The 14,840-nt window shown below is 34.5% G+C and carries 24 protein-coding genes and 1 tRNA gene; 5 read left to right on the forward strand and 20 right to left on the reverse strand.

What is annotated here, in order from left to right; all coding sequences use genetic code 11:
- Window positions 1-20: 20 nt before the first annotated feature.
- From FC97_RS12800 to FC97_RS12865, 14 genes are all read right to left on the reverse strand, one after another.
- Entirely contained in the window at window positions 21-263 is a 243-nt protein-coding gene (locus FC97_RS12800) for a hypothetical protein (protein ID WP_054642053.1), read from the reverse strand.
- A 277-nt stretch (window positions 264-540) separates the two neighbouring features.
- Window positions 541-726 carry a hypothetical protein gene (locus FC97_RS12805; RefSeq protein WP_054642054.1) on the reverse strand — a complete coding sequence of 62 codons (186 nt, stop codon included), beginning with the start codon at window positions 724-726 and terminating at the stop codon, window positions 541-543.
- 210 nt (window positions 727-936) lie between these two features.
- Entirely contained in the window at window positions 937-1,407 is a 471-nt protein-coding gene (locus FC97_RS12815) for a hypothetical protein (RefSeq protein WP_054642056.1), read from the reverse strand.
- Window positions 1,400-1,855: a hypothetical protein gene (locus tag FC97_RS12820; RefSeq protein WP_054642057.1), complete on the reverse strand. Its 456-nt coding sequence runs from the start codon at window positions 1,853-1,855 to the stop codon at window positions 1,400-1,402. Before FC97_RS12820 ends, FC97_RS12815 begins: the two co-directional genes overlap by 8 nt.
- Before the next feature lie 66 nt (window positions 1,856-1,921).
- Window positions 1,922-2,074, reverse strand: coding sequence for a hypothetical protein (locus FC97_RS13460; protein ID WP_156314051.1), 153 nt, complete (start codon window positions 2,072-2,074; stop codon window positions 1,922-1,924).
- Window positions 2,061-2,366 (reverse strand): VRR-NUC domain-containing protein, encoded by a 306-nt coding sequence (locus tag FC97_RS12825; protein ID WP_054642058.1) that lies wholly within the window; start codon window positions 2,364-2,366, stop codon window positions 2,061-2,063. The genes FC97_RS13460 and FC97_RS12825 overlap by 14 nt, the downstream gene beginning before the upstream one ends.
- A 316-nt stretch (window positions 2,367-2,682) precedes the next feature.
- A complete protein-coding gene (locus FC97_RS12830) occupies window positions 2,683-5,019 on the reverse strand; it encodes a phage/plasmid primase, P4 family (protein WP_054642059.1) in 2,337 nt (778 codons plus the stop codon).
- A gap of 21 nt (window positions 5,020-5,040) precedes the next feature.
- Entirely contained in the window at window positions 5,041-5,565 is a 525-nt protein-coding gene (locus FC97_RS12835; RefSeq protein WP_054642060.1) for a DUF669 domain-containing protein, read from the reverse strand.
- Window positions 5,566-5,585: 20 nt separating this feature from the next.
- Window positions 5,586-6,941: a DEAD/DEAH box helicase gene (locus tag FC97_RS12840; RefSeq protein WP_054642061.1), complete on the reverse strand. Its 1,356-nt coding sequence runs from the start codon at window positions 6,939-6,941 to the stop codon at window positions 5,586-5,588.
- Entirely contained in the window at window positions 6,880-7,638 is a 759-nt protein-coding gene (locus FC97_RS12845; RefSeq protein ID WP_054642062.1) for an AAA family ATPase, read from the reverse strand. Before FC97_RS12845 ends, FC97_RS12840 begins: the two co-directional genes overlap by 62 nt.
- Window positions 7,639-8,118, reverse strand: a complete 480-nt coding sequence (locus FC97_RS12850) for a siphovirus Gp157 family protein (RefSeq protein WP_054642063.1) — start codon at window positions 8,116-8,118, stop codon at window positions 7,639-7,641.
- Between the two features lie 39 nt (window positions 8,119-8,157).
- Window positions 8,158-8,346 (reverse strand): hypothetical protein, encoded by a 189-nt coding sequence (locus tag FC97_RS12855; RefSeq protein WP_054642064.1) that lies wholly within the window; start codon window positions 8,344-8,346, stop codon window positions 8,158-8,160.
- Between the two features lie 15 nt (window positions 8,347-8,361).
- A complete protein-coding gene (locus FC97_RS12860) occupies window positions 8,362-8,619 on the reverse strand; it encodes a hypothetical protein (RefSeq protein ID WP_054642065.1) in 258 nt (85 codons plus the stop codon).
- Window positions 8,606-8,860 carry a hypothetical protein gene (locus FC97_RS12865; RefSeq protein ID WP_054642066.1) on the reverse strand — a complete coding sequence of 85 codons (255 nt, stop codon included), beginning with the start codon at window positions 8,858-8,860 and terminating at the stop codon, window positions 8,606-8,608. Before FC97_RS12865 ends, FC97_RS12860 begins: the two co-directional genes overlap by 14 nt.
- A 153-nt stretch (window positions 8,861-9,013) precedes the next feature.
- Between FC97_RS12865 and FC97_RS12870 the strand changes: the two genes are divergently transcribed.
- A complete protein-coding gene (locus FC97_RS12870; protein WP_054642067.1) occupies window positions 9,014-9,334 on the forward strand; it encodes a hypothetical protein in 321 nt (106 codons plus the stop codon).
- A gap of 107 nt (window positions 9,335-9,441) precedes the next feature.
- Here the strand turns inward: FC97_RS12870 and FC97_RS12875 are convergent, their stop codons facing one another.
- The 5 genes from FC97_RS12875 to FC97_RS12890 are packed head-to-tail and all read right to left on the reverse strand — an operon-like array spanning window position 9,442 to window position 11,067.
- A complete protein-coding gene (locus tag FC97_RS12875; RefSeq protein WP_054642068.1) occupies window positions 9,442-9,624 on the reverse strand; it encodes a hypothetical protein in 183 nt (60 codons plus the stop codon).
- 11 nt (window positions 9,625-9,635) lie between these two features.
- The gene (locus FC97_RS13805) at window positions 9,636-9,770 is read right to left on the reverse strand and encodes a hypothetical protein (protein WP_256970480.1); all 135 of its coding nucleotides are present in this window, start codon (window positions 9,768-9,770) and stop codon (window positions 9,636-9,638) included.
- A 25-nt stretch (window positions 9,771-9,795) separates the two neighbouring features.
- On the reverse strand, window positions 9,796-10,065 hold the full coding sequence (locus FC97_RS12880; RefSeq protein WP_054642069.1) for a helix-turn-helix domain-containing protein: 270 nt from the start codon (window positions 10,063-10,065) through the stop codon (window positions 9,796-9,798).
- 2 nt (window positions 10,066-10,067) lie between these two features.
- Window positions 10,068-10,844 carry a phage antirepressor gene (locus FC97_RS12885; RefSeq protein WP_054642113.1) on the reverse strand — a complete coding sequence of 259 codons (777 nt, stop codon included), beginning with the start codon at window positions 10,842-10,844 and terminating at the stop codon, window positions 10,068-10,070.
- A gap of 19 nt (window positions 10,845-10,863) precedes the next feature.
- Window positions 10,864-11,067: a helix-turn-helix domain-containing protein gene (locus FC97_RS12890; protein WP_054642070.1), complete on the reverse strand. Its 204-nt coding sequence runs from the start codon at window positions 11,065-11,067 to the stop codon at window positions 10,864-10,866.
- A gap of 258 nt (window positions 11,068-11,325) precedes the next feature.
- Between FC97_RS12890 and FC97_RS12895 the strand changes: the two genes are divergently transcribed.
- The 4 genes from FC97_RS12895 to FC97_RS12910 all read left to right on the forward strand — a co-directional run bounded on the left by FC97_RS12895 (window position 11,326) and on the right by FC97_RS12910 (window position 14,499).
- The gene (locus FC97_RS12895) at window positions 11,326-11,661 is read left to right on the forward strand and encodes a helix-turn-helix domain-containing protein (protein WP_054642071.1); all 336 of its coding nucleotides are present in this window, start codon (window positions 11,326-11,328) and stop codon (window positions 11,659-11,661) included.
- 3 nt (window positions 11,662-11,664) lie between these two features.
- A complete protein-coding gene (locus tag FC97_RS12900; protein WP_054642072.1) occupies window positions 11,665-12,063 on the forward strand; it encodes a hypothetical protein in 399 nt (132 codons plus the stop codon).
- A gap of 65 nt (window positions 12,064-12,128) precedes the next feature.
- Window positions 12,129-13,205 carry a YIP1 family protein gene (locus FC97_RS12905; RefSeq protein ID WP_054642073.1) on the forward strand — a complete coding sequence of 359 codons (1,077 nt, stop codon included), beginning with the start codon at window positions 12,129-12,131 and terminating at the stop codon, window positions 13,203-13,205.
- Window positions 13,206-13,320: 115 nt separating this feature from the next.
- The gene (locus FC97_RS12910; RefSeq protein WP_056968342.1) at window positions 13,321-14,499 is read left to right on the forward strand and encodes a site-specific integrase; all 1,179 of its coding nucleotides are present in this window, start codon (window positions 13,321-13,323) and stop codon (window positions 14,497-14,499) included.
- A gap of 124 nt (window positions 14,500-14,623) precedes the next feature.
- Here the strand turns inward: FC97_RS12910 and FC97_RS12915 are convergent.
- Window positions 14,624-14,694: transfer RNA gene (locus FC97_RS12915), tRNA-Gly, on the reverse strand.
- Between the last annotated feature and the right edge of the window lie 146 nt (window positions 14,695-14,840).

The following is a 14,840-nucleotide window of genomic DNA, read 5'->3' on the forward strand; positions in this document are numbered from 1 at the left end:
TAACAACGTTTGAGTTTCATTTAATCTAATCGGAAAGACCTATTATTTTTGTTTTGTTCATAATCTTCTACCTCTTCCATAAATGGTACAAGTCTTGGATCAATAGCAATAACTTCATCACGTGTGAACTTAGTTTGCCAACCACCGAATTCAAATTTGTTATCTAATTCTGCTCCCCCATCCGAAGTGATATTTAGATAAGAATATTCATCACTTTTAATCAAATGCACATAATATTTTTTTGGCTCTGCAAACTTAGCCACACCTGCATAGTAATCTGCAATATCTTTTACTAGTTGGTTATTATCTAAATGGGTTTCGTCATCATACTCTAAGCCAATATAAAATAGCTCACTATCTTCACTAAGAATTCCACGAATTAGACTAAAAGCATCTTTATACCCACCATTACTAGCTCTCTCCAGTTCCTTACGCTCTTCGTCAGTTCAACCTTCTAAAATTCTCATATCACCAGTCATAATTAAATAGTCCTCGATTCTTTTCAATTAAATTGTTTAATTCAGGGAAAAGTTTATCCTCCTAGTTAATATCGCTAAACGTCAGAGTTCCATCATATAAGCCTGAAAGAGTGTCCAAATTAGCTTGATTAACATCATCAATGTTTCTAATATCCTCATCGCTATAGCCTAATGCATCAGCTATTTCAGCGAATGTGTAGAATTTTTTACGCATTTCATAAACTTGTAAGTTAATATTTTGAATCATGTCATACCTCCTTAAAATGGATAACAGATGTCTCTTATCACATCATTTTTATCAGAATCGGTTAGCTCTCTTCTTGCGTTAATAAACGTCATAGGCAGCTTGTTGTGATGTGTAAATACGTAATTGATTGTGCTCTCCATCGATTGATGCTGGTCTTCATATATTTTGATTAACATTTTTTTATAAATCTCTTTGCTTGTCATCTCAGCCTCACCTAACTTTTACTAATTTGTAAACATGTTCATGCTTGTATTTCTTATAGCTGCTTAATGTGCATCCACGAATAGTTGAAGGACTTTTGCCTAGTTTCATAGCTATTTGATTGATTGTGCCTTCGGCAATTAGTTTATCATCACAAAAATATTTATAATTATGAAGATGTTTTCGATTGATATACCACTTGCTATCATCTAGAAAGCCATCTACACATAATGCTCCAAAGTAATCTTTGTTATAACCAGCTTGTTCGGCAATTTTGTATTTAGGTAGGTTGGTAGAATCAAGTAGTCGTTGTGCCTTACGTAGTCGGTCGCTTTTATACACCTTCTTGGAATGCTCAATTGGATCAGAGAAATGTCTTTGTAATGCTTTCAAACGAGGATCATTAGAAGCCTCTTTGCAGTTAACTGTTCCGTAATCGGCTTCAATCGCTTGAACAATTTTAATTACTGCATTAGTCATTGTCTATTTCCTCCACGGGTGTGAAATTGTCTGCTGTTAATTCTGTATCACGTAAATAATTGTTTAATTCTGATTTAGTACATCTTTCGGCAGTACCACCATCGCTAATATCAACAAGCAACGGTTCATCGTCAAATGTAATTCCAAAATATAAATTGTGTCTACCAAATTCTTTTAATTCTTTAAAAACCCAATAGCATTCAGGTTCTTCTAACTCATAATTATCTTCAAAAATATCTACGATTGTTTTAGTAAGATCACCAAATTCAAAATCTACTAAAGGAGTCGTATAAAGATCTTCAAGAATTCTCCATAGCTTATTGTTTCTATTATGGAATGCATAGCCTTCCTCAATCGCCTCAGTTAAAAAGTCAGTTAAACTTTCATCTTCATTTTCAATGTAATCTACTAAGTCTTTATATCTGCTTCCTAATTGTCTTTTACTCATATTATTTCTCCTCTATATGTCATGGTGTATATTTGTGATGTTGCGGTTAATTTTGGCACTATTTGATTATTTATTGGTTTCGCTTGCCACTAAGATAGTTGCCATTAGATATAAAACTGGCATAACTAACTGATCTGAATCTCTTTCGAATTCACCTTGCATAATTTCGACAACTTTATTTATTTTTGCTACATCTAATTCATATTTATTTGAACCCATACCCGACCAACTCCTCATCAATAATTTTTAAAGCATCCTCTGGTGAACGTGCTATTCCGTGAATGATATTGTGATTGGTTAACATGTAATGAAACTGTTTCTGATCATCACGCGCACGTCCAGTTCGTTTTTTAACTTCAATGAAAAATATTTTTCCGTTGTTATCTTTGAAGCCGGTGAGATCAGGAAAGCCAGACGGTGGTCCAGCTCTGAAATATCCTCCTCGTTTCATTTCAACGGTGCCTGTATTAGTTCTAAAAATATGACAGTGATGTTTACTTACATCGATCATAATTTGTGATTGAATTTTGTGTTCTTCTGTTTTATCTATAAAATCACCTCAAATGTGACGTGTTTTGTGATGGGTAATTAAATGTCCACGAGCCCTACGGCTGTAATGGTTCAGCCCATATTTTTTTATATGTGACGGGTAACTTCAAAACTTTTTATTCTATGCTTATATATACGTATTACTTATATATATATATATATTATTTTCTTTATTACTTTAAAATAAGTAACCCGTCACAGTATATATATAGCTGTGAAACACTTACATTACCAAGCAATAGCTTGTGAAACATACACATCACAATCCCGTCACATATTTATTTTTGATCCATCCAGTTCAATCTGGTGTCACTTTTAACTTTTAATCCTTTATAGATTGCTCCTGCACGGGTATGAACTTTCTTAAATCGATTAGTCATTTCTCTGCCAAACTTCGTATTACTCATTTGATATTGAACGTTGTCTTCTGCCCATGATTTATAAAGTTTGTATAACTGACTAGCATTTATCGTGTATTCGGTACCTGTATCACAGGTTTCTGAAACAAATTGACTTAATACATCCATTTCTTCACGATATCCTTCACTTGCACTCTCTATCACTCGTGGAGTGTGGAGGCCGTGTTGTTGCCACTCTAACGCACCATCAACAGCCCAATTAAGAATTCCAATTGATTCACGAGCAAGTTTATACTTCAAGTCTTTATCAACTTGATCATCAGGAATCTGTACTGTGAATGGAATCAATCTGATACGTCTCCAAATACCATCATCAGTACCACGGATAATAGGTTTGTGGTTAGTTGCTAGCCAGAGCTTAAACTCGGGTTCGAACTCAAATTCCTTACCGTACAATTGACGTGCTACAACTTTATCTCCACCAGTCAATTGCTTTACTAATCCTTCATCCATTCTTAAACCTTCATTTGGTTCAGAACTGGTTACCAGTCTAGCTCCCGCCAGTCTGGCGATGTCCGAATTCGGACCACCAGAGTTTTGCTTAACCATAATTGAACTCGCTTGAATAGTTTTTGCATATGTTCCTAAAATATTGCTGATCGTTTCTAGAAATACTGACTTACCGTTTCGACCATTCCCGTAAAGGATGAACATAATTTGTTCTTTGATTGAACCAGTCATTGAATATCCGACAGCCGTTTGAACATAGTCAATCAACTCTTGATCATGATTAAATATTTGATCTAAGAATTTAATCCATTCATCACAGCTTGCTTTATCGGAATACTCTACATTTGCTTCTTTGCTAAACAATTTATTTATATCATGATCATGTAGCTCTCCACTTGCTAAATCGATATAACCGTTACTTGCGTTTAATAGTGTTTTATCAATATCAAACTCATTCGGTGCTACCGATACTCTATGCTTTAATTCATCCATAACAGCTTTTTTAGCCGAATTACTACGTGAATGTTTTACAAACTTATCAAATGCTTTTTTGATAGCAGCTTCTTCTTTTTCATCTGCATCAGCTGGGATTTCAACTTTTTCTTTTCCAATGCTTTCCGTCATAGCATCAATTAATTGATGTATTTTGCCCGATTGGTCAACTTCCCAGTAGCTTCCATTGAAAATATACCAACACTTGTTGATATAAGAGTATTTAATTACATCACCAAACTGGTCAATAACTCTATCAGTTTCACCGGTATCATCCCAGCTTCTTCTTGGAAGTTGCTTATCAGTCTCACTTTGTTTCATAAATTCAAGGTTGTAGTGCTTAACCGTTCTATGTTCTGGGTTGGTAAAAACATTGTTTGTATCATTGATAGCCTTGTTCAGAGTTGCCACGCCATATGTTGTTTTACCGTGTTTCTCGTCCCACTTGTCACGATACAAAACAGATTGCCTGAAAATAGCGTCCATCTTTCCAAAGTCTCTACCCGTCCAGAATGCTAAATAGTTAGCTAATGCTAAGTCAGCTTCCGACTGTGATCCATAAAGTTTTTCCCAACCACCATACATAAGAGCTTTGAAACTGTCTCCACTCTTACTATTTATAGCTTGCTTGATAATTTCAAATTCTGATAAATTATTTGGCTCCATCTCTGTGGATGTTCTTAATGGCACAACCTTCTTGTCTGCTAAATACTTGTCATATAAGACGTTTATATCAGCGTTGCTTATAACTTTATTACTTCCTAAACTCTTTCCTGTAAGGGCAAAGAAACGACCTTCATCGTACATTTCAATATTGTTTTTACGCCTACGTGATCCAGGTATTTCACCTTTGAATATGATATGAATTCCTGTACCAGACTGACTGACTTCTGTGTATGAACGAGTAGCATTCATAAATTCCGAAACGATATTATCTTCGTAATCGCCTTGTCGGTATCTCATGATGTCACTTTCGACATGATCCACATCGATACCCGCATAACCATTAGCAAAGAAGAATGATAATCCATCAAAATCTTTACTATTGAGTTTCAATTCCTCAATTGCATGGTCAAACGTCGTCCATGTGTTAGGATCATTACTTTTAGCATTGTTACCATCGATAGCACTAAATGGAATTTTAGTATTCCTCTTTCGTTCGGGTACCCATTTCAATTTGAACAGGCCCCATTGTTTCAAGTCACGCAATTCTTGCGGAATCTGATCATAAGTTGTGACTAATTTTTCTGTCATATTCTGACCTGCTTTCTATTCCTAGAATGGAAGTGAATCATCATCGATTTCCGGTGCTTTCGTATTAGTTTGATTAGGGTCTTTAAATTTATGTTGTACATCAGGATATTTAGTTTCTTGAACGTTCCAAGGTGCTACTCTATTGACTTCGGTTGTTTTGCCATCATATTCGTTTTCTTCTTTTTTCACATATACATTGACTGGTTTGCCTGAAATCATGTCCATAAATGCTTGAATAGTTGGAATGTCTGTACCTTCTGGAATCTTACAAGCGTCTAAAATATATTGAAATCCTTGCATATCATATTGATTGGTGGCTTTTCGCTTCCAGTTATCCATGAATACAATTCGATTGTGATACTTCTTTTGATTATCACTAACACCATCCAAATCATTTCTAACGACCAGTTTTAATTGAAGTGATTCAGCACCATTTTTAGTTGCACGTTCTTGAGCTGATTGAATAATCATTTCGTAGTTATCGCTTGGAAGTGGTTCGAAATTGCTTTCTTCGTTCTTTGAGTAATCTGTTTTAATAAATGACATTTAATTTGTCTCCTTTAATTTTAATGTACGAATCCACGTACTTTTGCTTGAAAGAATGACCAGCCCGGTTTATATCCACGAGCTTTGCCAATCTTTTGTAAATCTCTAAAACTTGTTGCATCTTTCGGGTCCATCTTGCTGTATCGGACCTTTTCATAATCAGTTTTAAAGTGAAAATCTTTACCAATTTTTTCAACTTTCACTGACTTGTCTACTTTTAATTCTTTGTTCTCTACTCCAATTTCATAGCCACATATGGGACAAGTGCTATAAGCTGCTGATATTACGGCAAAGCAGTGTGGACATGTTCTAATCGGTACGTCACTACCGCTTGCTTTTTTCTTTTTGTCCCTACCCTCTAAACTCCAAGTTCTGGGAGTGTCGGGCAATCCAAATCTCGTGTAATTAGCAACGTGATCAATAATTGTTGCTTTCTTATTTGGCTTGTATCTCATGCAACGCATTGATTGCTGAATGTCTAGCACTAAACTTTCAGTAGGACGTAGCATTATTACTACTGTGCAATCTGGAACATCAAAGCCTTCACTTATTAGGTCCACATTGCATAGAACTTTGATCTTGCCAGTCTTGAAGTCCGACATGATCTTTTCACGCTCTTTAGCAGGTGTCTTACTGTCAGCATGTTCAGCTGATATTCCAGCTTCATTGAATTCTTGAGCTACTTTCTTACTGAATTCGATACTGTGAGCATATACAATGGCTTTCTGACCATTGACTTTCTCTTTATAGGTTTTAATAACATCCCCATAAATAACTTTACCCACGGCGTCATCAATTGACTTGTTCGTATAGTCACCAGTTGATGAACGTTTCAGTGCTGTATCATCAATCAATTTCACAGAATAGTAATCATATGGTGCTAAATAGTGATTATCAATTAACCACTTAACATCTGGGCCTTCTACCATTGACTCGTATACATCGCCTAAACCTTTACCAGATAATCGCCATGGGCTAGCTGTAAAGCCTAATCTTGGAACATTTTCGTAATATTCATAAATCTTCTTGTACGTTTTAGCAAGTGAGTGATGTGTTTCATCCGTGATAATTAATGTTGGTTTTGGCAGCTTATCCAGTCTGTGAGCGATCTTACCAACAGTCATAATTGTGCAACGTGATAGGTCAACTTCATTAGCTTTAAATGACTGTGTTATCTGTTCTACAAGCTCTTTACGATGAACTGTGAACATCACTTGCCCTTTGGGTTTAAGAAGCGCTAGACGCGCTATTTCAGCAATTACAACTGATTTACCAGAGCCAGCAGGTGAAACTATCAATACCGACTTCTTACCACTACTTAGCTTTTGTCTCGCCTGGTTGACCAGTTTCGTTTGGTACTGGTGGAGTTTGTACATCTGAATCACCCCACTTAAATAGATCACCTTGTAATGCAAATGAACGATTATCAATTTGATTTTTTACATAATAAGCTGGTGTCGGTGATAGCAAGTAACCACGTTTCTTTGTCTCACCATTAATTACTAGTCTTGCAACAACGTTCATAAGTCCCATGATTTTATTAACTGACTTCTCTCTAATGTCGGGAATAAGCTGAGTGAATGATTGGCCTTCGGGAGAAATGATTTCTCTATCCCCTTCCCAAGCTGTATAAATTTTATTAATATTCTTCCAACTGTTAATATATTGGATCATATCGTGGAGGTAATACGTGTATTGGTTATAGTCACCTTGTTGTGGTGTTCCCATATCCTTACCAGTTTTGGTTTTACTTTCGTTTGCTTTCTCACCGAACCATGACTGTTCAAACTCTGATAAATTATCAAAGAAAACATTGTCGTACTTATCTAAGTAATTGTCATGAATATCTTTCAGCAACTCTTTAGTCTTGAGGGCTGGGTGAATGGTATTAAGGTAAACGATATCGATATTATCTAATCCAGCTAGAACATTCGTTGTTCTATCTACATCGATTACAAGTGTTTTACCTGGTAAATATTTAGCTGTGGTAGTTTTTCCAGTTCCTGGTTGAGCATAAATTAAGGCTGAAAAATCTTTTCCTTTGCTGATGTCTGCTGCTTTTACTATTTCCATTTATCTAATCCGTAGAGATGAACTGGTACTTAGCTCTGCACCAGGTACATCTTTTCCTTCCTTTAGCATTTGTTTGATTCGAGTTTTGTCGGGAACAATATCGGTCTTAGTTAAATATGCTGGAATCTTACTTTCGTCAATTAGTCTCACTGATTCTGGATTGTTCTGGATATAGATAGTAAATTCAGGAGTTTTAATTTTCTTTTTATCCGTTTCTTCCATGGCTTCTTGTAAATTCTGCTTTAGATATCTACGGTTGTTACCAATAGATGTAGCTCTTTCACGCAAGCGCTGCGCCTCATCTTTGAGAGCTTTTTCATCCTTGGCCAACTCTTTATCTACTTTCGCATAACCAATCGCTTTATCCTCGATAGCGTCCGTGATAGAGTCCATAGTGTCACTGAACAAAGTTGGGTCTGTGTCTTCTGCGAGATCTAACAATTGGTGGTATTTTCCTGTTAATTCGTATAATGTTGCCATTCTGCTTCGTACTCCTTCTGTGGTATAATTTAACTAATGTTAGTTAATATATGCGCCTTTGCTGATTGCGCTCAGCAGGGCGTTTTTTTGTTGCTCTAATTTTCTAGCAGCCTCATGGTATTTCTCACGATTGCAATCAGACATAATCCAATGAAACAGTAGTTGTCTATTTCGATAGTGGATTGAAGCCATAATCACCCTGTTGACGTGTTCACTGATTGTTACCATGCTCTCACTTCCCTTCTATGAGTAGTAGTGCTCAAACTTTTCATATACATCAGCTCTAGCTCTTGATTGATTGTTGTATAGCTCATCACGATGACACTCCAAATCATCAATTTGATATTGATATGTTGGATCATCTATCCCTTGTAAAATGGCTAGGTATTTCTCTCCTTTAACTTTTTCGATCTGTTCAGTTCTTTGACCAATTTCTTCGCTAACTTTTGCGAGCTGGTCAACCGCTTTATCGATTGCTAAAATATCCTTATTTGCTGTCACCTATTTCGCCTCCTTTAAATGAATCAATCAGTTTAGTTCTAATTTCATCTCTAACTTCACGATTATATTCAATGGTTGTATTCATACGCTCAATAGCACTTTCATAAGCTTGCTTATCGTCAGGATTGCTTGTGTGATAAGCTTTATCCTTTAAACTGTCTACTTGACCACTATCGTAACCAACAACGTCACAGCTCAATTTATAAGTATCTAGTAGCTGTATGAATTCATCTTTAGTCATTTGTCTTCCTCCGTTAATTTATCGTCAATCATTACGTCATAAGGCTCACAATCACCGTTTGGATCATAATCGGCATCAATTTTAATTTCTAAGTTGTTCATTTAAATTTCTCCTTCTTTGATATAATCTTCCTTGAGAAAGGAAGTGATAATAATGGAGCTTTCTAAAGAACAGATTGAATTACTCAAACAAGTCAAGAATGGAACAATCAGCACTGATACTGATTACTATTTCGACAATCAAATACTTCAAGACTTGATGTATAAAGATAAATTAATTGATCCTCATTTAATTTGGAGTAAAAAATACGATTGTCTTGTACCAGATGCTTATAAATTGACTGTAGCGGGTCAAAACGAACTTTCTAAATCTCTGGAAAAAAAGAACAGCAATTGGAAAGATAAAATTCTTTATCCAATAATAACTGGAACGGTGACTGGAGTTATTGGTTACCTACTTGGTAAATTTGGCTAGTACATACCCCAAAATCAACCATATTATTCCCGATATTATGCTTGGTAACACTTTGCTTAATTTATTTTTCATATGGTTACCTCCTCTGATATAATTTTTCTTCACAGCTATTGAAACCGCCGAAGCAAGTCATTTGCCACCTGATTATTCTTCAGAACAATAACCGTATAGCTATCTGGTAAATCTAGCTTAGTTCCATACTTACTAACCAGTTCATAGGACTGGTATCTTCCACAATTCAATAAAGTTATCTCATCACCACATGAGATGACTTTTTTTAATGCACTCATAACATCCCTCCTTACATATAAAAGTCTGTATATTTATGTAAAAACTTACTGAAATTATCGCCAATCATCATGTATATGGTTAAACTGACAATCGCAATTATTGCTACTGGCACCCACACGATTGCTGGTATTGATATGCTTCTCATAAAATTTTGCTCCCACGCTTTGTTTTTATTTATTTAGTAGATAATCGTCTACTTCTTTTTTGTTATAAAACTTTGTTCCACCAATGATGTGAAACGGTAAATCTGATAAGTGTTCTCTAATAGTGCTATCAGAAATTGGTAAATAATCGACTAGTTCAGAAGTCTTCATCCAAGTTTTTTGGACTTTAGCTTCATTAGCTTTGCTGATTCCTGAAATTACTGTTTGATAAACCTGTAATTCCACATCTGCTAATTGCTGTGGACTTAGTAAAATTTCAATTGGTCGTGTTTTCATGGTTATACCTCCATAAGTTGTTCAATCATAGGATAAATATTGTGCTGTTTAAGAACTTCATATAGTCCTAAACGTCCTTTTTGAGTCCACTTAGTGTTTAAAACAGCCTTTTCAGTTCCATCTTTTCGTTTAACCATCGTTGTATCTGAATGAGTCCAACCATTATGTTGATATTTAGAATAAAGCAACCACGTTTTACCTTGTTTATATTGAATTCCAAGTTCATGAAGTTTAGCGTTCATTTCTCTACCACTCATCCCATAATCCTTAGCGATAATTGTGATGGTTACTAATGATGGATTAGCAAGAACTTTGTCATAATAAGTAACTTTTGGTCTGTCCTCTGCCACTTGTTGTTCAGCAATCAACCTACCCTCACGTTCCGTCTTAAGCTGTGTGGCTAATTTAATTAGGTAATCTGGATCAGTTAACGTTTGCTCAATCGCTGAATCAGTTAAGTAAGCACCATGTTTTCTAATAGTGGGTAAAACTTCTGATGTAACCCAACGTTTGAATTCTTTTGCGGCTGGTAATTTACTAGAAAGAATTAAACTGTAAAGTCCTGATTCATTAATAATTGTTTGTTCACGTAATTGACCTGCGGTACTGATTTGGTACTTCAGCTTATCGTCATCATCTACATGTTTATTTATATCTCGGCTTCCATTTTTATAGCCAAGAATGTCAGCCACGTCTTTACCCACAAAATAAGGTTTGCTGTCAATTTGCACTGTTCGTACATTGTTTCCTTTAAAATTAAATTCCTGTAAGTTGTTCATCATTTTATTGCCTTCTTTTTTATAGATTTAAAACTCGTGCTACTTGTTCGCGTAACTCACGTGACTTGGGTGTCATGTCGCCTTTAATAGCTCTATTTAATTGCTGTGGATTAGCATGAATCAATTCAGCTAACTCTTTTTGCGTCATATCTCGATTAAGCAATGCGATCTTAATTGATCGTTCAATGTCATGTGCTACCTTTGCGAATTGTTGTTCTGGCATATAATCAGCTCCTTTACTGTTATTTTTTCATCAAGTTATTGCATTTATTTAAACTATAGTCTAATATAAAGGCATACCAAATAAGCAATTTAAACCCTATTACTACCGCAATTCTCGCCAAAGTATTGTATCGGTGGTCGTGTGTTTTTGTTGCTCAATTACTTGATGAATTAATAATATAACTAAAGTTTAAATTTTGCAAGAAGTTTTAATACTATAGTTTAAATTAATGTCGTCATTTTGGGAGAAAAGACTAATATGACAATGTTTGATAAGATAAAAGAAATTTCAAAAAAACGTGGCATGAGTTTAAATCAACTTAATGAAAAAGCTGGATTTAAGCAAAACGTAATTTACTCATGGAAAAGCAAACAGCCATCTATTGAAAGAGTAAACAGGGTTGCCGAAGTTCTTCACGTCTCTGTGGATTACCTTTTGGGAAAGACTGATGATCCAAGTACTAGTTCTAAGTCTAAAAAAATAGATATTAAAGATGCTATGCAAGATGACTACACTATCATGAGCTATGGTGGTAGAGAAATACCACCAGAAGAATTAGAAATGATTAGACGTATCTTAGATGGGGGAAAATAATGTATGAGCGATGTTACAACTTATTTACTGAATTACGCATTAGATCATCACATAGGATTTGAACTACTTAATGGAATTGATTCTGATTGGCCCTCTTTAGCTATACCGGAGCGAAACATGATGTTCATTAATACGAATTGGTACAAGCAAGAAGAATTACCAATGATGGTAGCTCATGAAATTGGTCATATGCTCAACGGTGATTCTTGCTATATGTATGACCATTCAAATACTGGAAAAATTAGTTCTGAGGGAGCTGCTAATAAGGTAGCAATCGATTTACTACTACAGTATTGCCGTGATAATGACATCCAATTTAATGACTATATTATGTTCCTTCAACAATTCTGCATTCCTCTAAGATACGAATATATAGTAAAGAAGAAAATGGTAATGAATTAACTTTTAATACATCCTTTTCTGATATACTTATACTGATTAAATATATATTTATGGGGGAAATATTAATGAATTATTTTTGGATAATTTTTAATGTATTACTGATTGTTGCACTAATTTATTGGATGTTTAGAAGTTATAAAAGTAAAAAATACAATAAGATATTATTTGTGATTTCAGTAATTGTATCGGTAATACTTATAATACCTTTGTTAAATGGCATAGTTTCTAATGCTGACAGTATTATTCATCCCACACCATTTTTAAAATTAAGATCTAAGAATATACATATTAATGGTACACATACCAAAGGTGTTTTATATGGTGAAACACTATCAAACAGTAAAGTGATTTTAAAAGATGCTGATGGCATAGATGACAATATTATTGTTAAGTCTAATGGGAACGGTACTTTTAAAGCAACTGGGTTAGATGATTGTACTGATTATAAAGTTACGGCCCAAAAAAATGGTAAAAAATCAGATACACTTAAAATATCTGTCGGAGACATCCCAGAATCAGCATATACAAAATTGCATGTAAATCATTCTAATTCCAATAATGCTTTAATTATCAATAATACCGATAGAAATACTATTACTGCTAGTGGTACTAGTTCACCAAATGCAATTATTAAATTTGAAAATCCAGATGATAATTATCGAGTAATTAAAAAAGTTACTGCTAATAATAACGGAAAATGGGCCATCAAATTAAATGGTCCTGGTACAGGTGAAACAGATAAGAAAGAGATCGAATATTATATAGAAGCAAAAATTAGTAATCGACTTACTAATAATGATGGTGCTATTTTCATTGAAAATACTAATCATAAAAACATGCCTAAAAAGAAAATAAATAAATACGATAAATATACTAAACAATTGAATGGTTATGTTAACCGTGGTAATGCAACTGATGTTAGTTATGATCAGACTGGTAATACCGTAACTTGGACTGGTTTTGAAGCTTGGGAGGATTATTCTTATAATGATTTAGAGCCACTTATAACATTATTACAGGCAGTAACTCTAAGACGTGCCGATGCTAATAATGTAGAGACACCAAATATTAAAATCATTTTACCCAATGGACAGCAAATTGCTCATCGTGATGTTGGTAATGAAATGAAATTTGACAATTAATACAAAAATAAACTAAGTCTCAAGTAGGCTTATTTATTTTTACCAAATTTTAAGGAGGTGATGCCTGTTTAAACTCTAAAATTTATGCTCCCACGCTAATTTTGGAGGATTAAAAATGGCAACAATAACAAAATATAAAATCAAATCAGGCAAAGAATTGTGGAGATGTGTTTATCCAAGTAGTATTGATCCACTAACCAGTAAAGTTAAACGAACAACTAAACGTGGCTTTAAAACTAAAGCTGAATGTCAAAAATTTCTTAACACTAAATTATCAGAAATTGATAATCACGGATATTCTAGTAATGAAAATCTAAGGTATAAAGATGTTTATCAGTATTTTCTTGATTCATACAAGAATACAGTCAAAGAAAGTACGTTAAACCGTGTTGAGGGGCTATTTGAGCACCACATCATCCCTTCTCTGGGAAAGTATGAGATCAAAAAAATAACCGCTCCTATGTGTCAGGAAGCGGTTAACCAGTGGTCAAAGAAATTAAGTTCTTTTAAGATGGTAAAATATTATGCCAACCTAGTTTTCAAAGAAGCTATACGATTAAAAATAATATATGAAAATCCAATGGATCTGATTATCATGCCCAAGAAAAAAAGCAGTATCGGTGATGAAAAAATAACTAACTTCTGGACTAAAGAAGAAACAGCAGATTTTTTCAAACAACTTGACACTACTTACTCTGACCACAATCAAAAAGCAATTGCTATGTTTAGAGTAGCATTTTTTACAGGAATGCGTAAAGGCGAACTTTTAGCTTTAACTATTGATGATATCGATTTCAAAAATCAGACTCTAAGGATAAATAAGACTGTTAGCCGTGGAATTGACAACGCCCCTATCATCACTACTCCAAAGACTAAAACATCCGTTAGAACGATTGGATTGGACGATGAGACGTGCAAAGTATTGAAGCATTGGATAATTGAATTACGTAAGCAAATGTTCAATCTGGGATTCAATATTGATACTACTGAAAATCAATTATTATTTCCCAATACTCAAAACCAGTTATTAAGCCTGACTAAACTAAATAAATGGCTACAAGTTGTAATAGACACATACAATAAAAACCATAAGGATAAACTTAAGCGTATTAACGTCCACGGAATTAGACACACAGCGTGCTCTCTTATGCTTGAATCTGGTTCAAGTATCAAAGCTGTTCAATTACAGCTTGGTCATTCTGACACATCTCAAATCATGAAAGTTTACTGGCACGTTTCACAAAAGGCTCAACTAGACACCGTTAACAAGTTAGCCAGCTTTATTGCAAAATAAAAAGCGTGACACACTCGTGACACACTTTCGTCAAAACTTATCGTAATCTATCGAAACATTAAAAATATAAAACGTTGATTTATCAGCATTTCGAGGCTTATCGAAACTTATCGAAACTGTATAAAGCGAACTACGAGAATCGAACTCGCGACACTAGCTTGGGAAGCTGGTATTTTACCATTAAACTAAGTTCGCATGTCATAACTAGTTAAGTATACAACATAATATTCCAAAAAGATAAGTTTTATTTAAAATTATCTTGAAAATTTACAATATAAATTGCTTTTTACATTTCGTTACCATAGAATCAACAGTGATGATAGATTTCTATCAACATATTG

This window comes from Companilactobacillus kimchii DSM 13961 = JCM 10707 (genome assembly GCF_001435445.1).
In the GTDB taxonomy this organism is placed as follows: Bacteria; Bacillota; Bacilli; order Lactobacillales; family Lactobacillaceae; genus Companilactobacillus; species Companilactobacillus kimchii.